Consider the following 26,102-nt stretch of genomic DNA (forward strand, 5'->3'; position numbering starts at 1 on the left):
ACCAAATAGACCCCGGTCCGGGGCGGAGATGGTGTTTCCAAGAAGAGGATTGGCCGCCCCGGGACCGTCCGCGCAGATGCGTGTCCGGTGCTCCCTGTCAAGCGACTAGAGAACACTACCCCTCACAGCGGGGCAGGGCAAACCACTGCCCCGCCCTGGCCCGCAGAGGTGGGAGTAGAAGGAGGGGTAGAAGGAGACAGAGGTACAGGCAGTGGGGTCAGAGGAGGCCGTGTTCGGTGACGCGCTGGCCGAGCTGGAAGCGGCTCTGGGCGTCGAACTGGTCCATGAGGTCGGTGATCATGCGGCGCTCGGTGCGCAGGGAGACGCCGAGGCGGCGGGCGGCGGCCTCGTCGGTGAGGCCGGCGGAGAGGAGGCGGAGCAGTTCGCGCTGCTGCGGGCTGATCTCGCCGGTCTGGGTGACGGGGGCGGCGCCGAGGACCTCGGACTGGTCCCAGGTCTGGTCGAAGAGCGCGCAGAGGCCGGCGACCGCGCCGAGCTCGCGGATCACGGCGACGCCCTTGGAGAGGTCGTCGGGGTCGAGCGGGACCATCGCGACCTCGCGGTCCACGATCTGCATCCGCATCGGCAGGACGCCCGTGGTGCGGGTCTCGCCGCCCTGCGCGGCGAGCCAGTTGGCGTGCTCGACGCTGCCCGGGTCGTTGCGGATGCTGCTCAGGTAGATGGTCTTGACCTTGACCCCGCGATCCAGCAGGGCCTGCGTGATCGGGCGGCTGGCCTCGCGGTTCTCCGGGGTCTGCTTGCCGCCCGGCGCGAAGGCCATGGTCTCCCGGCGGGCCTGGGCGCCCAGTTCCTCCAGGCGGGCCCGGATGTCGTCGAGGGCGACCAGGTGCTCGACGCCGCCGGCGCTCTCCTCCGGGCGCAGCATCGAGTACTCGGCGACCAGGCCGGCGATCGCCGCCCGGCTGGACTCGACCTCCTGCTGCTTGCGCGCGACCTCGGCCTGCCGGCGGGCGAGCAGCGCGTCGAAGGCCACCTTGGGACTGACCGTGCGCATGGCACCGCCGCCCTCCCAGGAGGGGCGGATCAGTTCCAGGTCGGCGAGCTCGTCCATCGCGCGGCGCACGGCGGCCTCGTCCCAGCGGAGCTCCTCGGCGATGCGGAGCACCCCCCAGTTCGGCTGGCCCAGCATGAGGCGGTAGACGGACTCGGCCTGACGAGTGAGTCCCAGTGTGGTCAGCATGCGGTCGCCCCCCATGACGACTAACCGATCCGCGCCGCGACCTGCGATCGTTCGCTGACGCACGGTACGGACACAGAGCCCTACCTGCGAGATTGGACAGGTCCTGGTCAGAAACTACCACCGCCCCTCGGGCCTCAGACACCCGCCGATCAGCAGGGTCGCGTGTCGGCCACCCTGAGTCACGGCCGGAACGGGATCCGGGGCGGCGGGCCGGGTGGGGCCGGTGGGTGGGGTGAGGACCCTGCGGCGGCGGGTCGTGTCCGGATCGCGACGCGGGCGTGGCGGGAACATGACGGGGATGCATACCGGGATGTTCGCGGGAAAAGGGATGTACGGGCTGGCACAGGCAAGCCGTGGCAAGAACGTGCCCGCTCCAACCCGCCTGCGGGCGGCCGGATTCCACCATTGTGGCTGCGTGCATGTCGTCCCCTTCACCATGACCTCCCCCCACGACGCCCCGGTTCCGGCCGACGTCACCGTGGCCACCGCGCTGCATACCGCCACCCGCTTCTATGAGGGCCCCGAGCACGTCCGAGTGCACGGCTCGCGCGCCGGAGCGCGCGGCGTGATGTTCGTGATCGCCCCCAACCCCGATACCGCCCGCGACCTCTGCCTGGCCGTCTGCGCCCGCGCGATCGCCGGAACCCCCGAACTGACCGGCTGGTTCGCGCACGCCTGACCCCCGTCGTCACCCTGGCACGATCCGTCCGCCCCCCTGACACAGATATGCCAGCGACAACTTGTGTCACTCGAGAGTCGGGACAACCGGCTTGCGAGCGGGGCAGAATCGAATCGTCGAAGCGCGGCGAGCAGCAAGCAAGCAGCAAGCAGCACGCAGCAAGCCGCGAGCAGCAGCACACGGAACACCGGCCTCACCGAGGCCTCCGCCGGGTGCTCCGCCCCGTCCTTCACCAAGACCCTCACCACAGCACCGGGCATTCCCATGCCCGAACCAAGGAGCCGTCGCCATGTCCGCCAAGTTCCGCCCCGCCGCCGCCCTCGCCGCCACCGCCCTGGTCCTGGGCACCGCCACCGGAATCGCCGGCCTCGCCGGGACCGCCGCGCAGGCCATGACCGTGACGTCCGCCGTCCAGCCGCAGGTCCAGAACCTGACCGTCACCACGACCGGCGACAACGGCAACGGCAACGGCGGCAGCAACAGCACCACCGGCGGCAACGGCGCCGGCCGCGGCAACTCCAAGCCGAACGACATGGGTTGGCAGTGGTGAACCCGTACCGGCCCGCCCGGTACACCACCCGGTCCACCGTCCGGACCTCCCGGTACACCTCCCGGCCCGCCGTCCGGACCGCGAACCGCACCGCACCGGCCCCGGCCGGACCCGCCCCGCACCGTGTTCCCACAACTGCGCCCGAGCCGCCACACGACGGACCCCGGCTCGGCGGAGGTTGCCATGACTACTCCTCTCCTCTCGACCACCCACCCCGCCGACCTCAGCTTCGAGCTGCTCGGTGAGGTCCGGGGCTGGCGCGACGGCGTCGAACTCCCGCTCGGCGCACCCCGCCAGCGCGCCCTGCTCGCCGTCCTGCTGCTGCGCGCCGGATCGCCCGTCGGCCGCGACCATCTGATCGACGGAATCTGGGGCGACACCGCCGTCCTGGACGGTGCCAACCTGGTGCAGGCGTACGTCTCCAAGCTGCGCAAGCTCTTCGAACCCGACCGGGCACCGCGCACCGCCAGCGGCGTCCTCACCCGGATCGGCGCCTCCTACCGGCTCTCCATCGGCCCGCACCAGTGCGACCTCGGCCGGTTCGAGCAGACCGTGGCCGACGCCCGTGCCCTGCGGGCCGCCGGCCAACCCGAAGCCGCCGAACGGACCCTCGCCGCCGCCCTCGCCTCCTGGCCCGGTCCCGCGCTCACCGGCGTGACCGGCCCCCTGCTCGACGTCGAACGCGCCCGGCTCGCGGAACTGCGGCTCGCCGTCGTCGAGGAGCACGCCGAACTCGCGCTCGAACTCGGCGGCCACGCCCGGCTGGTGCCGCACCTGTTCGTCCTCACCGCCGAACACCCGTACCGCGAACGGCTCTGGGCGCTGCTCATGGTCGCCCTCTACCGCGGCAGCCGGCAGGCCGACGCGCTCGCCGCGTACCAGCGGGCGCGGCACACACTGATGGACAACCTCGGGCTGATGCCCGGGCCGGAGCTGCGCCGGATCGAGGAGGCCATCCTCGCCGGACGGCCCGATCCGCTCGCCCGCCCCGTGCCGGTCGAGTCGGTGGGTTCGGTTGCTCCTCTGGGGGGGCCGGAGTCGTCGGCCGACGGCGGGTACGGGGGCGAGCTGCCCTCCGCGCCGTTCGGGGGACGCCCCTACCTGACCCTGGTCGGCTCGACGTCGGCCGCCGTCCCGGTGCCGCGCGCCGCCGCCGTCCGCAGTCCCTGGGACGACGGGACGGCCCGGCTGGCCCGCTGAGGCGGCCGGGCGACCCGTCACCGAACCACCACTGACCACCGTTCGACCGCCGCTCCGTCGCCGCTCGACCACCGGGCGGCCGTGAGCGGGCCACCGGAGCCGCCGTCCGCCCTCCGGTGGCCGCCCCGCGGCGCCGCCGTGCCCGGCCCCCGCACCTCTCCCCTCTTTCCCTCCGCTGCCCGTCAGCCCTCCGCCGCCGTGCGCCCGCGCCTCCGCGCCCGCGCACGGCGGTACTTGCCATGGCCGGAACCCCGTCGAGACAAGGAAGCGCCACCCCATGACCGTCCATACCGACACGGCCTCGCCGGGCGACCCCCGGCCGGCCCCCGAAGCGCAGGGCCTCGAACCGCAGGGCCCCGAAGCTCAGGGTGCCGAAGCACAGGCTTCCGAAGCGCAGGGCCCCGAGGCGCAGCGCGACACCGCGCCCGTGGTCACCGCCGCCGCCGAATCCGGGACCGGAATCGAAGCCGACGCCGGAGCCACGGCCGGTAGCGCGGCCGAGGCCGAGGCGCCCGTCCCGCGCTCCAGGCGCCGGCGTGTGCTGCGGATCGTCAAGCGCACCGCGGTCGTCCTCACCACCCTGGTCCTGCTGGCCGCCGGGAGCCTGGCCGGCTACGCGTACTGGACGGTCGGGCGTTCGCTGCCGCAGCTGTCCGGCGAGCTCAGCGTCCCCGGGCTGCGCGGCGAGGCGCGGATCGTCCGGGACGCCTCCGGCATCCCGCAGATCTACGCCGACAACGCGCACGACCTGTTCCTGGCCGAGGGCTACGCCCAGGCCCAGGACCGGTTCTGGCAGATGGACGTCCAGCGGCACGTCACCGCCGGGCGGCTCGCCGAGATGTTCGGCCCCGGCGAGGTGCAGACCGACAAGGTGGCCCGCACCTTCGGCTGGTACCGGGTGGCCGAGCAGGAGGTGACCATGCTGTCGCCGCAGTCCCAGGAGTACCTGAAGGCCTTCTCCGCCGGTGTGAACGCCTACCTCGCCAAGCACGACGGCGCCGAACTGTCGGTGGAGTACCCGGTCCTCGGCTTCGTGTCGGGCGACTACCGGCCGGAGCCGTGGACGCCGGCCGACTCGGTCTCCTGGCTGAAGACCATGGCCTGGAACCTCAACACCGGGATGATCGACCAGTTCCAGCACTCGATGCTGGCGGCCGACCTGCCGGCCGGGACGGCGGAGGACCTGTTCCCCGGGTACGACTACCAGCGCTGGTCGCCGATCGTCCGCGACCGGGCACCGGCCGGGACGCCGGCCGGTCCGTCGGCACCCGCAGCGCCGGAAGCACCCGCAGCCCCGGCGGCGCCCGCGGCCGCGCAGGCGCCCGCCCCCGCGGCGGCACCCGCCGTTCCGGCCGCGGCCGCCGCCGCGCTGGCCGACAGCGCGGCCGTGAACCGCGTGATGGCCGCCGTCCTCGGCCCGCAGGGCACCGGGATCGGCTCCAACTCCTGGGTGGTCTCGGGCAGCCGCACCACCACCGGAAAGCCGCTGCTGGAGAACGACCCGCACCTGACCCCGTCGCTGCCGGGCATCTGGTACCAGGTCGGCCTGCACTGCACCCGGATCAGCCCGGACTGCGCCTACGACGTCACCGGCTTCACCTTCGCCGGCATGCCGGGCGTGGTCATCGGCCACAACGCCGACATCGCCTGGGGCTTCACCGACCTCGGCGCCGCCGACTCCGACCTGTTCGTGGAGAAGACCAGCGGCGACGCCTACGAGTACCAGGGCAAGCAGCTGCCGCTGACCGTCCGCCGGGAGCAGATCAAGGTGGCCGGCGGCCGGCCGGTCGACCTGACCGTCCGCTCGACCGTGCACGGGCCGCTGATCTCGGACGTGCTCAAGTCCGCCCGCGAGGTGGCCGACGAGGGCAAGGAGCCCGAGGTCCCGCCGCACGGCGAGCAGGACGGCTACGCGGTGGCCATGCAGTGGACCGCGCTCGACCCCGCCCCCACCATGGACGCCCTGTTCGCCCTGGACCGGGCGCGGAACTGGGACGAGTTCCGGGCCGCCGCCGCCGTCTTCGCCTCCCCCGTGCAGAACATGATCTACGCGGACACCGCCGGCAACATCGGCTACCAGACGCCGGGCCACATACCGGTCCGCAAGGCCGGCGACAGCCGCCGCCCGGTCCCCGGCTGGACCGGCGCCTACGACTGGACCGGCTACCTGCCCTTCGACCAGCTGCCCACCAGCTTCAACCCGCCGGAGGGCTACATCGTCACCGCCAACAACGCGGTGGTCGGCCCGGACTTCCCGCACCTGATCGGCAGCGACTGGGGCACCGGCTACCGCAGCCAGCGGATCTCCGAACTGATCGAGCGGGCCGGCAAGCTGGACGTCGCGGCGATGGAGCGGATCACCCAGGACAGCTGGAACGGCAACGCCGTCACCCTGGTGCCGCACCTGCTCCGGGTCCAGGTCGGCGGCCAGGCCGGGGCGGCCCAGGAGCTGCTGCGCGGCTGGGACTTCACCCAGGGCGCCGACTCGGCTCCGGCCGCGTACTTCAACGCGGTCTGGCGCGAGCTGTTGAAGACGGCGTTCACCGACCGGATGAAGCAGGCCGGACTCAAGGGCTACGCCTACCCCGACGGCGGCGGCCGCTGGTTCGACGTGGTGCGCGGGCTGCTCGACAAGCCGGACAGCCCCTGGTGGACCAGCGTCACCGACCCGTCCGTCCAGGGCCGCGACGCGATGCTGCGCCGGGCGATGGAGCGGGCCGCCACCGACCTGCGCGAGCGGCTCGGCGACGAACCCCGGAAGTGGCGCTGGGGCACCCTGCACACCCTGACCCTGGAGCACCCCACCCTGGGCGCGGCCGGCCCCGCCCCGCTGCAGTGGCTGCTGAACGCCGACCCGGTCGGCGTCGGCGGCGGCACCGACTCGGTGCTGGCCAACGGCTGGGACCCGCAGAAGGGGTTCGGGGTGATCTGGGTGCCGTCGATGCGGATGGTGGTGGACCTGGCGGACTTCGAACGCTCCCGCTGGATCAACCTGACCGGCGCCTCCGGCCACGCCACCGCCGACACCTACACCGACCAGGTCGAACTCTGGGCCAACGGCGGCAGCCTGGCCTGGCCGTACAAGCCGGCGGCCGTCGACGCCGCCGCCCGCGACCGCCTGCGCCTCACGCCCTAGTTCCTCGGTTCGTCGATTCCGGTGCCCGGCCCCGCCTCCACGGCGGGGCCGGGCACTCGCGCGTGTGGGGGCAGGGGTGGGGGGTGGGTGGCAGGGGTGCGCGGTGGGTGGCAGGGGTGGTGGGGGCGGGGCCGGGCACTCGCGCGTGCGGGGGCAGGGGTGGGGGTGAGTGACGGGGGTGGGGGGTGGGTGGCAGGGGTGCGCGGTGGGTGGCAGGGGTGGTGAGGGCGGGGCCGGGCACTCGCGCGTGTGGGGGCAGGGGTGGGGGCGGGGCCGGTGGGTTCAGACGGGCTTCAGTCGGACACCGGGGGGCCTTCAGTGTGCGGTCGGTGGCGGCACGGGGGGGCCGTCAGTGCCGGCCCCGTGCGGCGCAGGTCGGGCGCAGGTCGGACGGCAGGTGGGGGCCAGCGGGGCGTCAGTGGAGGGCAACCGCGCGGCAGGCGGGGGGCGGAAGCATCGTCAGCGACCGTCGTCCCCGGGTGCCCTGCCGCGGGGCCTGAGATCGGAGAGACATGCGCTGGGAGCAGGTGTACCTGGCCGGAACGGGTGTCTGGTTGGCCGACCGCGCGGATGCCGAGGCCGCCGTCGCGGCCGGTGCGTACGACGCCGAGGAGCACGCCGTCAACCGGATCCGGTCGGTCAGTTCGGCCGCCGCCGACGGACCGGACGATCTGCCCGCGCCGGAGATGGCGGTCCGCGCGGCCCGCACCGCGCTGCGCCGGGCCGGCCGGGCGGCGGAGCGGGTCGGCACCGTCTTCCACAGCTACCTGTGGTTCCAGGGCGCCGAGCTGTGGCCGGCCGCCGCGTACGTGGCGCAGCACTCGGTCGGTCCGGCGGTGCCCGCGTTCGACCTGCTGCAGCAGTGCAACGCCGGGCTGGCCGGGCTGGAGCTGGCGGCCCGGCAGCTGCGGGCGACCCCCGAGGGTGAGGCCGTGCTGCTGACCACGGCCGACCGTTTCGCGCCGCCCGCCTTCGACCGCTGGCGGGCCGAGCGGGGCATGGTCTACGGCGACGGCGGCACCGCGCTGGTGCTGAGCTCCTCCCCCGAGGACGCGTTCGGCCGACTGCTGGCCACCGCGACCCGGGTGGACAACTCGCTGGAGGGGCTGGCCCGGGGCGCCGGGTTCCGGGCGGGGCCGGAGCAGGAGTCCCGGCCGGTGGACCTGGGGGCGCGGGCCGAGGAGTACTTCCGCGCGCACCGCAACCTGCGGGCCGCGACGCTGCGGACGGCCGAGGTGGCGGCCGAGTCGATCCGGGTCGCGCTGGCCGAGGCCGACACGCCGATCGAGCGGATCGCCCGGGTGGTGCTCAACACGACCGGGCACCAGCGGATGGCCTGGCAGCTGGAGCACCAACTGGGCCTCGACGAGAAGCTCTCCACCTGGGAGTTCTGCCGCGAGGTGGGCCACCTGGGGGCGGGGGACCACTTCGCCGGGCTGAACGAGCTGCTGGAGACCGGCGAGCTGGCGGACGGCGACCGGGTGCTGCTGGTCGGCGGCGGCACCGGTTACAGCTGCACCAGCGCGGTCGTGGAGATCACCGACGCCGAGGGCGGGTGCGCATGAGCGCCGGGGAACGTGGAAAGACCGGGGCACTGACCGAGCCGGGTGGGCCGGCGGCGGAGGACGGCGGCCTCGTCGTCGACCTGCTCGACGCCACCGCCGCCGCCCGGCCCGCCGCGCCCGCCGTCCGGGACGCCGACGGCGTGTGGAGCTACGCCGAACTGGCCCGCGCCAGCCGGACGGTGGCCGACTGGCTGCGCGGTCCCGGGGGTGTCGGGCCGGGCGACCGGGTGGTGCTGCGGCTCGGCAACCGGCGGGAGTTCGTCGCGCTGTACTACGGCGTGCTGCGCGCCGGGGCCGTCGCGGTGCCGCTGAACCCGGAGATGAAGGCCTTCGTGCTGCGCGGGGTGCTGGCGGACGCCGCACCCGCCGTGGTGGTGCTCGACCCGTCGGAGCCGGAGCCGGTCCGCGCGGCCGTCGCCGCCTGCGGCGCCCGGCCGGCCGCGCCCGCCGAGGTGCTGGCGGATCGGCCGGCCATGGACGCCGGACCCGAGCGGATACCCGTCGACGCGATCGCCCAGCTGATCTACACCTCCGGCAGCACCTCCGCGCCCAAGGGCGTGGTCTGCACCCACCGCCAGGTGGTCTTCGCCGCCCGCGCGATCGCCCGCCGCCTCGGCTACCGGCCGGACGACGTGGTGCTCGCGGCGCTGCCGCTCTCCTTCGACTACGGCCTCTACCAGCTGCTGCTGGCCGCGCTCGCCGGTGCCGAGCTGGTGCTGGCGGACGCGGCCGCGCCGGTGCGGGTGCTGAGCGTGCTGCGCGAGGCCCGGGCCACCGTGGTCCCGGTGGTGCCGTCGCTGGCCGAGATGCTGTGCCGGCTCGCGGCCCGGGGCGCGCCGCCGGAGCACGTCCGGCTGTTCACCAACACCGGGGCGGCGCTGGCCGGTCCGACCATGGACGCGCTGCGTTCCGGGTTCCCGGGCTCGGCCGTGGTGGCGATGTACGGGATCACCGAGTGCAAGCGGGTCACGATCGCCGAGCCGGACGCCGACCGCGACCGTCCCGGCTCGGTGGGCCGGGCGCTGGACGGCACCACGGTCGAGGTGCTCGACGGGCGGGGCCGCGCGCTGCCGCCGGGCGAGGTCGGCGAGATCGTCGTCGGCGGGCCGCACGTGATGGCCGGCTACTGGAACGCGCCCGAGCTGACCGCCCGCCGCTACCGCCCGGACCCGCGCACCGGGCGGATCCGGCTGCACACCGGCGACCACGGCCGGCTGGACGCGGAGGGCCACCTCTACTTCGCCGGGCGGCTGGACGACCAGTTCAAGCGGCGCGGCGTGCGGATGGGCACGCCGGAGATCGAGGCCGCCGCCCTGGACGTGCCGGGCGTCCGGGCCGCCGCCGCGCTGCCACCCCGGAACGGGCTCGACCTGCGGCTGGTCGTCACCGGCGAGGAGGGGCTGACCGAGCGCCGGGTGATCGAGGGCCTGGAGCAGCGGCTGGAGCCGGCGAAGGTGCCCGCGAGCTGCCGGATCCTCGCCCGGCTGCCGCTCACCCCCAACGGAAAGATCGACCGGAAGGCGCTGGACACCGATGCGCGTTGACTCCCCCACCACCTCGGTGCCCACGGACCCGCCGGCCGAGGACCTGCTGGCGGCCGAGCTGGTCCGCCGCTACGGCAGCCCGCTGTACGTCTACGACCTGGCCCGGGTCGAGCGGGCCGCCGCCGACCTGCGCGCGGCCCTGCCCGCGGAGGCCCACCTCTACTACTCGCTCAAGGCGAACCCGCACCCCGAGCTGGTCCGCACCCTGCGGCTGGCCGGCTGCCGTCCGGAGATCTGCTCGACCGGCGAGCTGGCCGCCGCGCTGGCGGCCGGCTTCGACGGCGCCGACTGCCTGTACGGCGGCCCGGGCAAGACCGCCGGGGAGGTGCGCGAGGCGCTGCTCGCCGGGGTGCGCGCCTTCTCGGTCGAGTCGCCGGCCGACCTGCGCCGGGTCGGTGCCGAGGCCCGGGCGCTGGGCGTGACCGCGCGCTGCCTGCTGCGGATCAACGGCACGGGCGCGGGCGCGGGCGTCGGCCTGCGGATGACCGGCGGACCGTCCCAGTTCGGCCACGACATCACCGACGGCCTCCCGGACCTCGCCGAACTCACCGTGGACGGCACGGAGTTGTCCGGGCTGCACTTCTTCCCGCTGACCAACGCGGCCGACCCGCAGGGACTGCTCGCCGAGGCCGTCGCCTCGATCCGCACCGCCGCCGCGCTGGAGGCGCACTGGGGCCTGCCGCTGCGGATGCTGGACCTCGGCGGCGGCTTCGCCTGCCCGTACGCGGCACCGGGCGAGCGGCCGCGCTACGACGGGCTGCGCGAGCCGCTGACGGCCGCGCTGGACGAGCACCTGCCGGGCTGGCGGGGGCGGCTGGAGCTGGCCTTCGAGTCCGGCCGGCACCTGGTCGGCGACAGCGGGCGGCTGATCTGCACCGTCACCGAGGTCAAGGAGAGCCGCGGCACCACGTACGGCGTGCTGGACAGCGGGATCAACCACCTCGGCGGGCTCTCCGGCGTCGGCCGGCTGCCCACGCTGCGGGCCGAACCGCTGAGCCTCGCCAGGCCACAGCCGTTCGTCGGCACCGACCACGACGACGCCGCCCGCCGGGTGGCCCTGGTCGGTCCGCTCTGCACCCCCGCCGACGTGATCAGCCGGGCCGCCGAGGCCGTACCACCGCGGCCCGGCGCACTGCTGGCCGTGCCGAACGTCGGCGCGTACGGCGCCACCGCGAGCCTGCTCGGCTTCCTCAGCCGCCCGGCGCCCGTCGAGGTCACGGTCCGGGACGGCCGGGTGGTCGGCGCCGACCGACTGGCCCTGCGCCGCGAGCCGCTGCCGGACCTCGACCACGAGCACTTCCACGACCACGCCTGAACCACCCCGCACAAGGAGCTGAACACCGTGAGCACACACGACCGTTGGGACGAGCGCTACGAGTCCGTCCTCACCGAGATGCTGCCCCGGCTCGCCGAGGAGCAGCCGCTGCCCGCCGACCTCGGGCTGCGGACGGCCGGCCTCGACTCGATGGCCACCGTCGAACTGCTGGTGCGGCTGGAGGAGACCTACCAGGTCGCCCTGCCCGACGAGGAGTTGGGCCCGGAGTCCTTCGAGACCGTCGGCAGCCTGTGGACCGTCGTCGCCCGGCAGCTGGACGCCGCGGACCCGCGCTGACCGTCGGCCGTCGGCCGCTCGTGCCGGCCGTCAGCCCCCGTGCCGACCGCCGGCCCCGCGGCCGACCGCCCGCCCCCGACCGCTTCACGAAAGGCTGATACCTGTGCCGGTTTCACCGGACATCGAGATCTCGGCGCCGGACCTGGTGCTGACCGGGGCCGAGACGGCCGCCACCGAACGGGTCGCTGCGCTGCTCTGCGACCCGCCGCAGTCCCTGGTCGACGAGCCCGCCTGGGTGGCCGCGGCCCGCGCGCACTGGGAGGAGACCCCGGTCCGGCTGCGCCGCGCGCTGCGGGACTTCCGCCGCGACCCCGGCCCGGGCGGCGCGCTGCTGGTGCGCGGGCTGCCGGTCGGCGCGGCCGGGCTCGGCGCCACCCCGCTCATCGACGGTTCGGTGCAGCGCACCGCCACCGTGCCGGCCGCGGTGCTGATGCTCGCCGCCTGCGGGCTCGGCGACCCGGCGGCGTTCCGCCCCGAGAAGACGGGCGCGCTGGTGCAGGACGTCGTGCCGGTGCCCGGGCGGGAGGAGTTCCAGGGCAACGCCGGCTCGGTGCTGCTCACCTTCCACAACGAGAACGCCTTCCACCCGCACCGTCCGGACTTCGTCATGCTGCTCTGCCTGCGCGCCGACCCGGACGGGCTGGCCGGGCTGCGCACCTCCTGCGTGCGCGAGGTGCTGCCGCTGCTGGACGAGCGGACCCGGGCGGTGCTGGGCCGGCCGGAGTTCCGGACCGCGCCGCCGCCGTCCTTCGGCGCCACCGACGGTCCCGCCGACCCGCACCCGGTGCTCGGCGGCGCGCCCGAGGACCCGGACCTGCGGGTCGACCTGGCCGCCACCGAGCCGCTGACCGAGGCGGCCGCCGCCGCCCTGGCCGAGCTCCAGCGGCTGTTCGAGCGCACCGCCCGGACCGCCCGGCTGGAGCCCGGCGACCTGGCGATCGTCGACAACCGGATCACCGTGCACGGGCGGACCGCGTTCAGCCCGCGCTTCGACGGCACCGACCGCTGGCTGCAGCGCACCTTCGTCCTCGCCGACCTGCGCCGCTCGCGCGCGCACCGGGCCGGGGACGGCTACGTGCTGGCCGACCCGGCCGAGGGCGAGGCCTGAGGCACCGCCGCACCCCTGCCCCACCCCACCCCACCCCCACAGCCTGGCCGGTGCGGACCTCCGGGTCCGCGCCCGGCCGGGCTGTGCCGTCCTGCCCGCGGGCCGTCGCCCGCCGGGCCATCCCACCGGGCCGCTCCCGGCCCGGCCGTCCATCGATCGGAGCGACCCGTGACCACCGCCCTCTCCCCGACCGGCCCCGCCGGCACCACCGTCTCCCCCGCGTCCATACCGTCCATACCCGAGGTCGACCCGGCCCGCGCGCCCGGCGTGGGCGGCCTCAGCCTGGCCGCCGCCGGTCCGGACCCGGCCGACCTCGACCCGCGCCGCGCGCTGCGCGAACTGGCGCACTGGCAGGCCGACGGGCGCCCCGCCGACCGGTTCCCCTATCCGGCGGTTCTCGGCCACTACCGGGCCGTCGGCAAGAACGCGGTCGGCGCGGAGCTGCTGACGGCCCTGCGCGCGCTCCAGCCCGCCCCCATCGAGGACGCCGAGCTCATCGAGAGCGAGGAGGCAGCGGACGCCGAGCCCGCCGACCCGGCCGCGCGGCTGCTCGCCGACTGGCTGCCGCAGGTGGTGGACGGGCGGCGGGGCGACTACGACAGCTACCTCGGCAGCCCGGTCTACGCCTCGCTGGCCGCGGGCGGGGCGAGCCCGGACGAGGTGATCACCGCCCTGCTCGCCGATCTGGTGGCGATCGAGGCCGCCGCCCTGGCCGGGAACCCGGACGGCCGCGCCCGCACCCGGGCCGCCCTGCGCGCCCTCGCCGCGGCGGCCGGCCTCCCGGCCGAGCACGGCGCGGCGGCCACGACGGGCACGACGGCCACCACCGCCACCGCCACCACCGAGGACACCGACCCGGCCGACCTGGTCCGCGCCTGCGCCGAGGCGGTCGCCGCGGCCCGGGCGACGCTCCCGGCGGACGTGCTGCGGGCGGTGGAGGTCACCCTGACGCCGACCACCCGGTGCCATGACGAGCAGATGTTCATCCGGGTCGTGCAGATCTTCGAGGCGGTCTTCGCCGCCGTCGGCCGGGCCGTGCTGGCGGCGACCGAGACGGTGACCGCCGGCCGGGCCGACCTGGCGCGGGAGCTGCTGGACGGGGCGACCCGGCAGGTGGCGGGGACGTCCGCGGTGTTCCGGGTGCTGACCACCATGCCCAAGGACGCCTTCGCGGTGATCCGGGCCAACACGGACGGCCGGAGCGCGGTCCAGTCGCGGGCCTACCGCGCCGTCGAGCGGTCCTGCCCGACGCTGCACCTCACGCTGGAGCGCAGCGGCCTGCCGAAGGAGGAACTCCGTTCGGCGATGGCCGAGTTGGACGCCGCCTGGGGCGCGATGAAGCGCACCCACTGGGGCATCACGATGAAGATCATCGGCAGTGTGCGCGGCACCGGGGGCACCGCCGGCGCCGCCTACCTCCGCGAGGCCGCCGAGGCCCGGCTCTTCCCCGCCCTCGACTGAGCCCCGGGCCGGCGACGACCGGCCCCGGCCGGCGTTCAGTGGGCCTTCAGTGGGCTTTCAGTGAGCCGCCCGAACGCCGTCCGGGGGTCGCCAGCCCGGGGCCGGTCCGTCGCCGGAACCACGCCCGCTCCCGCCAAGGCCGTCCCCAGGACGGACCAAGGACGCGGTCAGGGCGGAACGACAGCATCGATGACAGGTCGACACAGACCGACCCCGTCACCGGAACCCATCCACCGGAACCCATCCACCGAATCGGAGCGCAGTGATGAGCAACGAGGACACCACCGTCTACCAGGTCGTCGTCAACCACGAGGAGCAGTACTCGATCTGGCCGGCCGACCGGGAGCTGCCGGCCGGCTGGCGGGCCGAGGGCACCCGGGGCGAGAAGGCCCACTGCCTGGCCCACATCGACGAGGTGTGGACGGACATGCGGCCGCTGAGCCTGCGCCGGGCGATGGAGCGGCAGACCGCAGAGACCACCGGCTGAGCCCGGGCGATCGAGCACCGGCAGCAGCACGAACAGGGCATCGGACACCGAACGGTGAGGAACGAACGCGTGGACCCGCGACTTGAGCACCAGGACTGGATCTCGGCCATCGCCGCCACCGCGGCGGCGGATCCGGACCGGACGGCCTTCGAGTTCTCCGGGAAGGAGGACGCGCCGGCCGAGCGGCTGAGCTACGGACAGCTCGACCGGCAGGCCCGCGCCGTCGCGGCCCGGCTGCAGCGGCTCGGCCTCACCGACCGTCCGGTGCTGCTGCTCCAGCCGCCGGGCCTGGACTACGTGGTCTCCTTCGTCGGCTGCCTGTACGCGCGGGCCGTCGCCGTCCCGGTGTACCCGCCCAACCGTCGGCCGCGCTCGCTGGAGCGCCTGGTCGACATCGTCGCGGACTGCGGGGCGACGGTGGCGCTGACCACCGCCGCCGTCCGCGACCGGCTGCTGCCCGACGACCCGGACGGCGCGGTGATGGACGTGCTGCGGCTGCTGGCGACCGACCGGGTGCCCGAGGAGGAGGCGGACGACTGGACGCGGCCGCCGGTCGGCGCCGACACGGTGGCGTTCCTGCAGTACACCTCCGGCTCCACCTCGGCCCCGCGCGGCGTGGTGCTGACCCACGGCAACCTGCTGCACAACTCGGCGCTGATCCAGCGGGCGTTCCGCACCACCGGCGCCACCCGCGGCATGTCCTGGCTGCCGCTCTTCCACGACATGGGCCTGATCGGCGGCATGCTCCAGCCGCTGTACTACGCCGGCTCCTGCTCGCTGATGGCGCCCACCGCCTTCGCCCAGGACCCGCTGCGCTGGCTGCGCGAGATCAGCCGCACCAAGGCCACAGTGAGCGGCGGCCCCAACTTCGCCTACGACCTGTGCGCCGACCTGGCCACCCCCGAGGTGCTGGCCGGGCTCGACCTGAGCAGCTGGGAGGTGGCGTTCAACGGCGCCGAGCCGGTGCGCGCCGAGACCTTCCGGCGGTTCGCGGAGGCCTACGCCCCGGCGGGCTTCCGGGCCGAGGCCTTCACCCCGTGCTACGGGCTGGCCGAGGCCACGCTGATCGTCTCCTGCAAGCCGCACGGCACCGCACCGGCCCGCTACTCCGCCCCGAACGAGCTGCTCGCGGGTGGGACCGAGGCCACCCCCGGGACCACCGAGCTGGTCAGCAGCGGACGCCCGGACGAGTCCCAGCGGCTGGAGATCGTCGACCCGGTCACCCGGCAGCCGCTGCCGGCCGGCGCGATCGGCGAGATCTGGCTGGCCGGCCCGAGCGTGGCCCAGGGCTACTGGAACCGGCCCGAGCACAGCGCGGCCACCTTCGGCGCCCGCCTCCACCAGGACGACGGGGCCGAGGGGCCCGACTTCCTCCGCACCGGCGACCTGGGCCTGCTGCGCGACGGCGAGCTGTACGTCACCGGGCGGCTCAAGGACCTCGTCATCGTCCGCGGCCGCAACCACTACCCGCAGGACATCGAGCAGACCGTCTCCGCCGTCCACCCCGCGCTGCGCGCCAACTGCGGTGCCGCCGTCCAGGTCGAACTCGACGGCACCGCCGAGCTGGTGATCGTCCAGGAGGTGGCCCGCGACCACCAGGACGGCGACCTGACGGCGCTGGCCCGCGCGGTCCGCGAGGCGGTCGCCGAGGCGCACGGGGTGCGGCCGGCCGCGGTGGTGCTGATCCGCGCCGCGACGCTGCCGCGCACCTCCAGCGGCAAGGTGCAGCGCCATGTCTGCGCCGCCTCCTACCTGGCCGGCGAGCTCACCGCGCTCGCCCACAGCGGCCGTCCGCAGGGCGCGGCGGAGCAGCGGTCGGTGGCGCTGGACGCCGCCGCGCTGCGGGCCGCCGACCCGGCGGAGCGTCCGGCGCTGCTGCTGGCCACGCTGCGCGCGCTGCTCGCCGCCCGGCTCGGGCTGGCCGCCGAGGAGCTGACGCCCGGGCAGCGGCTCGCCGAGCTGGGCCTGGACTCGCTCGGCGCGGTCCGGCTGCGGCACGAACTGCGGGCGGGCCTGGGCGTCGACCTGGCGCTGACCGAGGCGCTCGCCCTGGACCTGGCCGGACTGGCCGAGCTGCTCGCCGAGCGGTTCGCGGCGGAGGCTCCGGGAGCACCGGAGGAGGCTGCAGCGGAGGCCACCGAGCCCGGCGACCACCCGCTCTCCCCCAACCAGGCCGCCCTCTGGTTCCTGCACCAGGTCGCCCCGGAGAGCCCCGCCTACCTGGTCTCCGCCGCCTTCCGGGTGCACGGCGAGCTCGACCCGGCCGCCCTGCGCACCGCCCTGGCGGGCCTGGCCGAGCGGCACGCCGTGCTGCGCAGCACCTTCCCCCGGACCGGGTCCGGCCCGGTGCAGCGGGTGCACGCCGCGCTCGCGCCCGCCTTCGAGCAGGTCGACGTCTCCGGGTGGAGCGCGGAGGAGCTGGCCGGGCGGCTGACCGCGGCGGCCGAGGAGCCCTTCGACCTGGAGGCCGGACCGCTGCTGCGGGCACGGCTGTTCAGCGGCGCCGAGGACGGCCACCGGCTGGTGCTGACCGCCCACCACCTGGTGGCGGACCTGTGGTCGCTGTCGCTGCTGCTCGACGAGCTGGCGGCCGGCTACCCGGCGGCGCTGCGCGGCGAGCCCGTCGATGTCACCGGCCTCACCGGCACCACCGCCGCCCCGTTCGCGGCCTTCGCCCGCCGCCAGAGCGAGCTGACGGCCACCCCGGCCGGGCGGCGCCGGCTCGACCGGTGGCGCGAGGTCCTGACGGGCGTCCGGGCCGGTACCTCGCTGCCCGCCGACCTGCCGCGGCCCGAGCGCCAGCGGCTGCGCGGCGCGGCGGTGCCGCTGGAGGTCGACGCCGCCACCACCGAGGCGCTGACCGCGCTGGCCCGGCGCGAGGGCGGCACGCTGTACGCGGTGCTGCTGGCCGCCTACCAGCTGCTGCTGGCCCGCTGCACCGGCGAGTCGGACGTGGTGGTCGGCAGCCCGACGCACGGGCGGGCGGACGCCGCGTTCGCCGGGACGGTCGGCTGCCTGGTCAACACCGTGCCGCTGCGGGCCCGGATCGAGGCCGACGAGCCGTTCACCGGGCTGCTGGCCCGGGTGCGCGACACGGCGCGGGTGGCGCTGGACGGCGCCGAGGTGCCGTTCCCGGCGCTGGTGGAGCTGGTCCGTCCGGACCGCGACCAGGCCGGCCGGCCGCTGGTGCGCAGCCTGTTCAGCCTCCAGCAGGCGCCGGGCGGGCACGCCGAGGCGCTGGTGGCGATGGCCACCGGCCGGGACCGCGTCCCGTTCACCCTCGGGGCCGCGTCCGCCGATGCCCCGGCCGGCGCGCTGGAGTGCTCGACGCTGGCGCTGCCGGTCGGCGGCAGCCAGTTCGACCTCCAGCTCACCCTGGGCGCGGCCGGCGACGGACTGGTGGGCTCGGTCCGCTACGACACCGACCGCTACCTGCCGGTGACCGCCGAGCGGTTCGCCGCCCGCTTCGTCACCCTGCTCACGGAGATCGCCGCCGACGCCGCCCGCCCGGTCGGCGAACTGCCGCTGCTGACCGCCGCCGAGCGCCGGGCCGCCCTCGCCGAGGGCGACGACAGCGCGCTCGCCTACGACCCGGCCGGGGGCGTGGTCCGCCGCTTCGAGGCGCAGGCCGCCCGCACCCCGCAGGCCGTCGCGGTCCGCGCCGCCGGAACCGTGGCCGGCGAGCAGCTCGACTACCGCACCCTGGACCGGCTGGCCGACGGCGTCGCCGCCCGGCTGCGCGCCCTCGGTGTCGGGCCCGGCCGGACGGTCGCCGTCCTGCTGCCGCGCACCCCGCGCCTGCTGGCCGCGCTGCTCGGCGTACTCAAGTCCGGCGCCGCCTACCTGCCGCTGGACCCCGGCCACCCGGCCGAGCGGCTCGCCCTGGTGCTGGCCGACGGCGCCGCCGCCGCGGTGCTGACCGACCTGCCCGCCGACCGGGTGCCGGCCGGCGACTGGACGGTGCTGCCGATGGACGCCGTCGGCGAGGCCGAGCGCACCGCCGACACGGTGATCGCCCCCGAGGCGGCCGCCTACGTCCTGCACACCTCCGGTTCGACCGGCCGCCCCAAGGGCGTGGTGGTCCCGCACCGGGCGCTGGCGAACCTGCTGGCCTCCTTCGAGCGCGACCTCGCGCCCGCCCCCGGCACCGGCTGGCTGTCGGTCACCACCCCGGCCTTCGACATCGCCGCGCTGGAGTACTTCCTGCCGCTGACCCGCGGCGCGACCGTCCACCTGGCCGACGGCCCGACGGCCGGCGACGGCTCCCGGCTGCGCGCCTGCCTGGAGGCCGGCGGGATCGACCACCTCCAGGCCACCCCGGTCACCTGGCAGCTGCTGCTGGACGCCGGCTGGACCGGCACCCCGGGCCTGACCGCGCTGTGCGGCGGCGAGCGGCTGCCCGCCGAACTGGCCGCCGAACTGCTCGCCCGCGGCGTCCGGCTCTGGCAGGTGTACGGCCCGACCGAGACCACCGTCTGGTCGACGCGCGGCGAACTGACCGCCGCCGACGGGCCGTTGCCGCTCGGTGCGCCGGTCGCCAACACCCGGCTGCACCTGGTCGACCCGGCCCTGCGGCCGGTACCGGCCGGGGTCACCGGCGAGCTGCTGATCGGCGGCGACGGCCTCGCCCACGGCTACCTGGGGCAGCCCGGCCTGACCGCCGAGCGCTTCGTGCCCGACGCCTTCGGCACCGTGCCGGGCGCGCGGCTCTACCGCACCGGCGACCTGGTGCGGCGCGGCGCGGACGGCGCGCTGCTGTTCGTCGGCCGGGCCGACACCCAGGTCAAGCTGCACGGGCACCGGATCGAGCTGGGCGAGATCGAGACCGCGCTGGAGCGGCTGCCCTCGGTCCGCCGGGCGGCGGTCGTGGTGGACGGCGAGGGCGCGACCGCCCGGCTGGTCGCCTACCTGGAGCAGCACGACCCCGAACAGCGGGCGACGCCCGCCGAGCTGCGCGAGTCGCTGCGGCGCACGCTGCCCGGCTACGCCGTCCCCTCGCTGCTGGTGACGCTGGACGCGCTGCCGCTGACCGCCAACGGCAAGGTCGACCGCCGGGCGCTGCCCGCGCCGGAGGACACAGCGACGGACGGCACATCGACGGACGCCGTCGAGGAGCCGGTCGGCGCGACCGAGCGGCGGATCGCCGCCCTGCTCGCCGAGTTGCTCGGCACCGAGCGGATCGGCCGGCACGAGAACCTCTTCGACCGGGGCGCGCACTCGCTGCTGCTGGCCCGCTTCGCCGAGCGCGCCCGGGGCGAGTTCGGGGCCGCGCTGCCGCTGCACCGGCTGTTCGAGCGGCCGACGGTGGCCGCCGTCGCCGCCCTGGTGGACGCGGCGGCCGCCGGGCCCGCCCCGGAGGCGTCGGCCGCCCGGCCGGTCCTGGGCCGGGTGGACCGCTCCCGCTACCGGGTCAGCCGGGGGTCCGACGGCGCGCTGCGCCCGGCACCCGCCGCCACCGTCGCCGCCACCGCCGGCGCCGTGGACGGGGAGGGCCGATGACCGCCGCCCCGCTCGTCCCGTCCACCCAGGATGCTCCGGCCCCCGCCGCGACCCGGCCCTACCTGCTCCGATGTCCGGTCTGCCGGGCGACCTACCAGGACGACGGCCTGCGGCTGGACTGCGCCACGGCGCACCGGCCAGGCCTGCTGACCACCGAGTACGCCACCGCCTTCACCCCCGGCCCCGGCAGCGGCCCGTTCCGCTACGAGAGCTGGCTGCCGACCGCCGGCCGGGCCCGGCCCGAGGGCGTCATCGGTGCCACCTACCGGGCCGAGCTGCTGGGCCGCGCACTGGGCCTGACCGACCTGTGGGTCGCGTTCAGCGGCCACTGGCCCGAGCGCGGCGCCGCCCTCTCCACCGGCAGCTTCAAGGAGCTGGAGGCGCAGGCGGTGCTGGCCCGGCTGCCCGAGCGGCCGCCGGTGCTGGTGGTCGCCTCCGCCGGGAACACCGCCGCGGCGTTCCTGCGGGCCTGCTCACGGCAGGGGACGGCGTGCGTGCTGGTGGTGCCGGAGACGGCGCTGCCCGCGCTGGCCGGCGCCGGTGAACGCGCCGACTGCGTCCGGCTGGTGACGGTGGCGGGCGACTACACCGACGCGATCCTGCTGGCCGACGCGATCGCCGCCCGGCCCGGTTTCCAGGCCGAGGGCGGCACCCGCAACGTGGCCCGCCGGGACGGTCTGGGCACGGCGCTGCTGGCCGCCGCCGAGACGATCGGCCGGCTGCCCGACCACTACGTGCAGGCGGTGGGCAGCGGGGCCGGCGCGATCGCCGCGCACCAGGCGGCCCGGCGGCTGCGCGCGGCCGGCTTCCCGGGAGCGATCTGCTCCTCGGAAGGGGCGGCCGGCCTGCCCCGGCTGACGCTCTGCCAGAACACTCCGTTCGCGCCGATGGTCCGCGCCTGGCAGGACGGCCTGGCGGAGCCGGTGATCGGTTCCGGTCCGGAGGTGCGGGCGGCGGTGGCCGCCTCGTACGCCCAGGAGCTGACCACCCGCAAGCCGCCGTACGCGGTGGCCGGCGGGGTCCGGGAGGTCCTCGCCGAGAGCGGCGGGGAGCTGCGGGCGGCGGACAAGGCCGAGGCGCTCGCCGCCGGGCGGCTGTTCGCCGAGGCCGAGGGCATCGACGTCGAGCCGGCCGCGGCGGTGGCCCTGGCCGGCCTGCGGCAGGCGGTGGCCGCCGGGCGGATCCGCTCCGGGGAGACCGTCCTGCTGCACGTCACCGGCGGCGGCCGGGCCCGCCGGGCCGCCACCCACCGGCCCGTCCTGGTCGAGCCCGAGCTGCGGATCCCGGCCGGCCTGAGCGCGGAGGCCGCCGCCTACCTGGTGACCGGCGCATGACGCCCGCCGACCCCGTCCCCTTCACCCCCCAACCGTCCAAGCCCGAACCGACCGACCCCGAGCCGTCCGAACGGCAGACAGCGGAGCAGACCATGCAGCAGTTCGCCTTTCCCGCCACCTCGGCGCAGCGCCGGATCTGGCTGGTGGAGCGGCTGGTCCCCGGCACCAGCGCCTACCACCTGCCGTTCGCCCTGCACCTGGACGGCCCGCTCGACCCCGCCGCGCTGGCGGCCGCGCTGACCGAGCTGGTCGGCCGGCACGAGTCGCTGCGCACCTGTTTCGACCAGGTGGACGGCGAGCTGGTGCAGCTGGTCGGCGAGCCGGCGCCGTTCGCGCTGGAGACCCGGGAGACCGCCGCCGAGGAGCTGGCGGCCGTGCTGGCCGCCGACGCCGCGCGCCCGTTCGACCTGGCCGCCGGCCCGCTGCTGCGCGCGGCGCTGCACCGGCAGTCGGCGGAGCGGCACGTGCTGGCGATCACCGTGCACCACCTGGTGGCCGACATGTGGTCGATCGGCGTCCTGCTGGACGAGCTGGCCCGCTGCTATGCCGGCCGGGCCGCCGAGCTGCCCGAACTGCCCATCCAGTACGGCGACTTCGCCGTCTGGGAGGGCGAGACCCAGGCGGCCGGCACCGAGGACGGGAACCGCGGCTACTGGCGCGAGGCCCTGGCCGGCGCGCCCGAGCTGCTGGAGCTGCCCTGCGACCGGCCGCGTCCGGCGGTGCAGTCGCTGCGCGGGGCGACGCTGCCGGTGGAGCTCCCGGCTGAGCTCTCCGCCGCCGTGCGGGCGCTCGGCCGGCGGGCCGGGGTGACCCCGTTCATGACGCTGCTGGCCGCCTTCCAGACGGTGCTGGCCCGGCACAGCGGTGTCGAGGACATCGTGGTCGGCACCGGCGCGGCGGTCCGCCCGGCCGAGGCGGAGGGCCTGATCGGCTGCTTCATCAACATCCTGCCGGTGCGCACCTCGCTGGCCGGCGACCCGACCTTCACCGAGCTGCTGGGCCGGGTCCGGTCGGCCGCGCTGGCCGCCTTCGAGCACCAGGACCTGCCGTTCGAGCGGATGCTGCCGGAGCGGGCGGCCGGGCCGGCGCTCAGCCACAACCCGCTGGTGCAGTCGCTGCTGCTGGTGCAGAACGCGCCGCTGACCATGCCCGCCCTGCCCGGTCTGGAGGTGACCGTCCGGGAGGTGCCGCGCGGCGGCGCGCAGGTCGACCTGAACCTCCAGCTGCGCGAGGTGGACGGCGTGTTCACCGGCACCGCGGAGTACGCGAGCGACCTGTTCGACGCCGCCACCGTGGAGCGGCTGCTCGGCCACTGGCGCACCCTGCTGACCGCCGCCGTCGCCGCCCCCGGCACCCGGCTGTCCGCGCTGCCGATGCTGACCGGCCCGGAGCGGCACCGCGCACTGGTGGAGTGGAACGACACCGCGCACACCTACCCGCAGTCCGGGGCCTGCCTGCACGAGCTGTTCGAGGAGCGGCTGGCGCTGCACCCGGAGGCCCCGGCCGTGGTCGGCCACGGCGGCGAGCTGAGCTACGCGGAGCTGGACGCGCTGGCCGAGCGGATCGCCGGCCGGCTGGCCGAGGCGGGCGTGGGGCCGGACAGCACCGTCGGCCTCTGCCTGACCAAGGGCCCGGCGCTGGTGGCGGCGGTGCTCGGGGTGCTCAAGGCGGGCGGCGCCTACCTGCCGCTGGACCCGGCGTACCCGGCGCAGCGGCTGGCCTTCATGCTGGCGGACGCGGCGCCGCCGGTGGTGCTCACCGAGCGCGCCCTGGCGGACCTGCTGCCGGCCGGCGGGGCCGAGCTGCTGGAGGTGGACGACGCCGAGCGGTGGCCCGTCCCCGTCCGGCGCGCCGCCGGGGTGAGCCCGGACCACCTGGCGTACGTCATCTACACCTCGGGCTCCACCGGCACGCCGAAGGGCATCGCCGTCCCGCACCGCGGTGTGGTCAACAACCTGCTGGACCTCAACGCCACCTACGGCGTCGGCCCGGGCGACCGGGTGCTCGGCCTGTCCTCCCCCAGCTTCGACATGTTCGTCTACGAGACGCTCGGCATCCTGGCGGCCGGCGGCGCGCTGGTCGTGCCGCACCCGGACCGGGCCCGCGACCCGCACCACTGGGTGGACCTGGTGCGCCGCCACAAGGTGACGGTGTGGAACTCGGCGCCCGCGCTGGCCGACGCCTTCGTGCGGGCCGGGGAGGAGCGCAACGTCCGGCTGCCGAAGCTCAAGGTCGCCTTCTTCGGCGGGGACTGGATCCCGGTGGGCCTGCCCGCGCGGTTCCGTCGGCTGGCCCCGGGGCTGGCGTTCATCGCGCTCGGCGGCGCCACCGAGGCGTCCATCCACTCGATCACCTTCCCGGTCGGCGAGGTCGACCCGGCGTGGACGAGCATCCCGTACGGCCGTCCGATGGTGAACCAGCAGGCCGTGATGCTGACCCCGGCGCTGGAGCCGGCCCCGGTCGGGGTGCCGGGCGAACTCTGCCTGGCCGGTACCGGGTTGACCCGCGGCTACCTGGGCCGACCGGGCCTGACCGCGGACCGCTACCGGCCGCACCCGGGCGCCGGCACCGGGCCGGTCCCGGCCGGCGCGCGGCTGTACCGCACCGGCGACCTGGCCCGGACCCGCGCCGACGGGGTGATCGAGCTGATCGGGCGGCTGGACCACCAGGTCAAGGTGCGCGGCCTGCGGATCGAGCTGGGCGAGATCGAGGCGGTGCTGCGCCGCCACCCGGGCGTCGAGCGGGCGGTGGTGACGGCCCGCGGCGACGGGGACGAGCGGCGGCTGGTCGGCTACCTGGTGCCGCCCGAGGCGGCCGCGGCGGCCCCGGAGCCGGCCGAGCTGCGCGCCCTGCTGAAGGCCGAGCTGCCCGAGTACATGGTCCCGGCGGTCTTCGTGACGCTGGACGCGCTGCCGCTGTCGCCCAACGGCAAGGTGGACCGGGCCGCGCTGCCGGAGCCCGACGGGCAGGCCGGCCGGGCCGGTGCCGTCTACCTGGCGCCCCGCGACGACGTCGAGCTGGTGCTGGCCGCGCTCTGGGCCGAGCTGCTGGAGGTCGACCGGGTCGGCGCCGAGGACGACTTCTTCGCGCTGGGCGGGCACTCGCTGCTCGCCACCCGGCTCGCCTCGGCGGTGCTGGAGACCTTCGGCGTCGAGCTGCCGCTGCGCGAGCTGTTCGAGGCGCCCACCCTCGCCGAGCAGGCGGTGCGGCTGGCCGCCCGGGGCCGCGCGGCGGGCACCGACGTCGCCGCGGTGGCCGCGATCGCCGCCGGACTGCTGGAGATGACCGACGAGGAGGCCCTCGGGCTGCTCGCCGACCACGAGGAGAGCAACGCATGACCACCACGACCACCACCACGAGCACGAGCACCGGTACGGCCGCGGGCACCGACGTGCTGGCCCGGTACGCCGGCCTCGGCGCGCACCGGCTGGCCGACGCCGACCCGCTGCTGTCCGACCTGCTGGTGCGCGAGCACGCCCGGCAGAACGAGACGCTGGCCATGGTGGCCGCCTCCAGCAGCGCCGACCCCTCGGTGCTGGCCTGCGCGGGCGCGACCATCTCCAACGTCACCACCGAGGGCTACCCGGGCGCCCGCTACCACGCGGGCTGCGAACTCGTCGACGAGGTCGAGCGGTTGGCCACCGCCCGGGCCCGCGCCCTGTTCGGCGCCCGGTACGCCAACGTCCAGCCGCACTCCGGCAGCACCGCCAACCAGATCGTGCTCTGCACCCTGATGAAGCCGGGCGACACCCTGCTCGGCATGGAGCTGAGCGCGGGCGGCCACCTGACCCACGGCTCGCCGGCCTCGATATCGGGGCGGTTCTTCGACGCGGTCGGCTACGGCACCGACGCGGACGGCCTGCTGGACTACGAGCAGGTCGCCGAACTGGCCCGCGAGCACCGGCCCAAGGTGATCGTCTGCGGCGCCAGCGCCTACCCGCGCACGGTGGACTTCGCCCGGTTCCGGCGGATCGCCGACGAGGTCGGCGCCTTCCTGCTGGCCGACATCTCGCACATCGCCGGCCTGGTCGCGGCCGGGCTGCACCCCAGCCCGGTGGACCACGCGCACGCCACCACCACCAGCACCTACAAGCAGCTGTACGGGCCGCGCGGCGGCCTGATCCTGCTCGGCCGGGATGCCGACCTGCCGCTGCCCGGCACCAAGCGCACGCTGGCCCAGGCGATCGCGCACGGCACCTTCCCGTTCCTCCAGGGCACCCCGGACCTGGGCTCGGTGGCCGCCAAGGCGCGGGCCTTCGACCTGGCCGCCCAGCCGGAGTTCCGCGCGCTGGCGCAGCGGGTGGTGGACGGCGCCCGGGAGCTGGCGGACGCCTTCGCCGGGCTCGGCCACACCCTGGTCACCGGCGGCACCGACAACCACATGGTGCTGCTGGACGTCGGCCGGCGCGGCCTGACCGGCGCGATCGCCGAGTCCGCGCTGGCGAGCTGCGGGATCGTGGTCAACCGCAACCGGATCCCCGGCGACCCGCGCGGCCCTCGGGTCACCAGCGGCGTCCGCTTCGGCACCAACACGCTGGCGCTGCGCGGCATGGGCCCGACCGAGCTGCGCCGCTGCGCCGCCCTGGTCGACCGGGTGCTCACCGCGCTGGTGCCGCGCGGGGAGCAGGAGTTCACCCTCGACCCGGCCGTCCGCGCCGAGGTGCGGGACGAAGTCGCCCGGCTCTGCCGGGAGTTCCCGCTGCCGCACCACTCCGTCTGATCCCCT

General features: G+C 76.0%; 16 protein-coding genes. 15 read left to right on the plus strand and 1 reads right to left on the minus strand.

Translation table 11 applies throughout. The features are described from left to right. Positions 1-217: 217 nt before the first annotated feature. Entirely contained in the window at positions 218-1,201 is a 984-nt protein-coding gene (locus AB0N76_RS19845; RefSeq protein ID WP_363558786.1) for a helix-turn-helix transcriptional regulator, read from the minus strand. 436 nt (positions 1,202-1,637) lie between these two features. Here AB0N76_RS19845 and AB0N76_RS19850 point away from each other — a divergent pair, with 436 nt between their 5' ends. From AB0N76_RS19850 to glyA, 15 genes are all read left to right on the plus strand, one after another. Further along, positions 1,638-1,880, plus strand: a complete 243-nt coding sequence (locus AB0N76_RS19850; protein WP_363558787.1) for a hypothetical protein — start codon at positions 1,638-1,640, stop codon at positions 1,878-1,880. A gap of 289 nt (positions 1,881-2,169) precedes the next feature. Beyond that, positions 2,170-2,430: a hypothetical protein gene (locus AB0N76_RS19855; RefSeq protein ID WP_363558788.1), complete on the plus strand. Its 261-nt coding sequence runs from the start codon at positions 2,170-2,172 to the stop codon at positions 2,428-2,430. A gap of 183 nt (positions 2,431-2,613) precedes the next feature. Further along, a complete protein-coding gene (locus tag AB0N76_RS19860) occupies positions 2,614-3,630 on the plus strand; it encodes an AfsR/SARP family transcriptional regulator (RefSeq protein ID WP_363558789.1) in 1,017 nt (338 codons plus the stop codon). 277 nt (positions 3,631-3,907) lie between these two features. After that, a complete protein-coding gene (locus AB0N76_RS19865) occupies positions 3,908-6,766 on the plus strand; it encodes a penicillin acylase family protein (protein WP_363558790.1) in 2,859 nt (952 codons plus the stop codon). 512 nt (positions 6,767-7,278) lie between these two features. Continuing rightward, positions 7,279-8,331, plus strand: a complete 1,053-nt coding sequence (locus AB0N76_RS19870) for a ketoacyl-ACP synthase III family protein (RefSeq protein ID WP_363558791.1) — start codon at positions 7,279-7,281, stop codon at positions 8,329-8,331. Beyond that, positions 8,328-9,875: an AMP-binding protein gene (locus tag AB0N76_RS19875; RefSeq protein ID WP_363558792.1), complete on the plus strand. Its 1,548-nt coding sequence runs from the start codon at positions 8,328-8,330 to the stop codon at positions 9,873-9,875. Before AB0N76_RS19870 ends, AB0N76_RS19875 begins: the two co-directional genes overlap by 4 nt. Next, on the plus strand, positions 9,865-11,190 hold the full coding sequence (locus AB0N76_RS19880; RefSeq protein ID WP_363558793.1) for a type III PLP-dependent enzyme: 1,326 nt from the start codon (positions 9,865-9,867) through the stop codon (positions 11,188-11,190). The genes AB0N76_RS19875 and AB0N76_RS19880 overlap by 11 nt, the downstream gene beginning before the upstream one ends. 27 nt (positions 11,191-11,217) lie before the next feature. Beyond that, positions 11,218-11,487 (plus strand): phosphopantetheine-binding protein, encoded by a 270-nt coding sequence (locus tag AB0N76_RS19885; RefSeq protein ID WP_363558794.1) that lies wholly within the window; start codon positions 11,218-11,220, stop codon positions 11,485-11,487. 103 nt (positions 11,488-11,590) lie between these two features. Continuing rightward, on the plus strand, positions 11,591-12,595 hold the full coding sequence (locus AB0N76_RS19890; protein WP_363558795.1) for a clavaminate synthase family protein: 1,005 nt from the start codon (positions 11,591-11,593) through the stop codon (positions 12,593-12,595). Positions 12,596-12,763: 168 nt separating this feature from the next. Next, entirely contained in the window at positions 12,764-14,056 is a 1,293-nt protein-coding gene (locus AB0N76_RS19895; protein ID WP_363558796.1) for a hypothetical protein, read from the plus strand. A 265-nt stretch (positions 14,057-14,321) separates the two neighbouring features. After that, positions 14,322-14,543 carry an MbtH family NRPS accessory protein gene (locus AB0N76_RS19900; protein ID WP_363558797.1) on the plus strand — a complete coding sequence of 74 codons (222 nt, stop codon included), beginning with the start codon at positions 14,322-14,324 and terminating at the stop codon, positions 14,541-14,543. 69 nt (positions 14,544-14,612) lie between these two features. Further along, the gene (locus tag AB0N76_RS19905; RefSeq protein ID WP_363558798.1) at positions 14,613-20,042 is read left to right on the plus strand and encodes an amino acid adenylation domain-containing protein; all 5,430 of its coding nucleotides are present in this window, start codon (positions 14,613-14,615) and stop codon (positions 20,040-20,042) included. Next, positions 20,039-21,376 carry a cysteate synthase gene (locus AB0N76_RS19910; protein ID WP_363558799.1) on the plus strand — a complete coding sequence of 446 codons (1,338 nt, stop codon included), beginning with the start codon at positions 20,039-20,041 and terminating at the stop codon, positions 21,374-21,376. Before AB0N76_RS19905 ends, AB0N76_RS19910 begins: the two co-directional genes overlap by 4 nt. Continuing rightward, positions 21,373-24,714, plus strand: coding sequence for an amino acid adenylation domain-containing protein (locus AB0N76_RS19915; RefSeq protein WP_363558800.1), 3,342 nt, complete (start codon positions 21,373-21,375; stop codon positions 24,712-24,714). The genes AB0N76_RS19910 and AB0N76_RS19915 overlap by 4 nt, the downstream gene beginning before the upstream one ends. Further along, entirely contained in the window at positions 24,711-26,096 is a 1,386-nt protein-coding gene (gene glyA / locus AB0N76_RS19920; RefSeq protein WP_363558801.1) for a serine hydroxymethyltransferase, read from the plus strand. Before AB0N76_RS19915 ends, glyA begins: the two co-directional genes overlap by 4 nt. Positions 26,097-26,102: the final 6 nt, after the last annotated feature.

The sequence above is a fragment of the Kitasatospora sp. NPDC093806 genome, from assembly GCF_040683335.1.
Taxonomy (GTDB): Bacteria; Actinomycetota; Actinomycetes; order Streptomycetales; family Streptomycetaceae; genus Kitasatospora.

What these genes read in the sequence shown, in the direction of transcription:
- AB0N76_RS19845 (WP_363558786.1), bottom strand. Translation starts at nt 1,201, where the DNA reads ATGCTGACCACACTGGGACTCACTCGTCAGGCCGAGTCCGTCTACCGC.
- AB0N76_RS19850 (WP_363558787.1), top strand. Translation starts at nt 1,638, where the DNA reads ATGACCTCCCCCCACGACGCCCCGGTTCCGGCCGACGTCACCGTGGCC.
- AB0N76_RS19855 (WP_363558788.1), top strand. Translation starts at nt 2,170, where the DNA reads ATGTCCGCCAAGTTCCGCCCCGCCGCCGCCCTCGCCGCCACCGCCCTG.
- AB0N76_RS19860 (WP_363558789.1), top strand. Translation starts at nt 2,614, where the DNA reads ATGACTACTCCTCTCCTCTCGACCACCCACCCCGCCGACCTCAGCTTC.
- AB0N76_RS19865 (WP_363558790.1), top strand. Translation starts at nt 3,908, where the DNA reads ATGACCGTCCATACCGACACGGCCTCGCCGGGCGACCCCCGGCCGGCC.
- AB0N76_RS19870 (WP_363558791.1), top strand. Translation starts at nt 7,279, where the DNA reads ATGCGCTGGGAGCAGGTGTACCTGGCCGGAACGGGTGTCTGGTTGGCC.
- AB0N76_RS19875 (WP_363558792.1), top strand. Translation starts at nt 8,328, where the DNA reads ATGAGCGCCGGGGAACGTGGAAAGACCGGGGCACTGACCGAGCCGGGT.
- AB0N76_RS19880 (WP_363558793.1), top strand. Translation starts at nt 9,865, where the DNA reads ATGCGCGTTGACTCCCCCACCACCTCGGTGCCCACGGACCCGCCGGCC.
- AB0N76_RS19900 (WP_363558797.1), top strand. Translation starts at nt 14,322, where the DNA reads ATGAGCAACGAGGACACCACCGTCTACCAGGTCGTCGTCAACCACGAG.
- AB0N76_RS19910 (WP_363558799.1), top strand. Translation starts at nt 20,039, where the DNA reads ATGACCGCCGCCCCGCTCGTCCCGTCCACCCAGGATGCTCCGGCCCCC.
- AB0N76_RS19915 (WP_363558800.1), top strand. Translation starts at nt 21,373, where the DNA reads ATGACGCCCGCCGACCCCGTCCCCTTCACCCCCCAACCGTCCAAGCCC.
- glyA (WP_363558801.1), top strand. Translation starts at nt 24,711, where the DNA reads ATGACCACCACGACCACCACCACGAGCACGAGCACCGGTACGGCCGCG.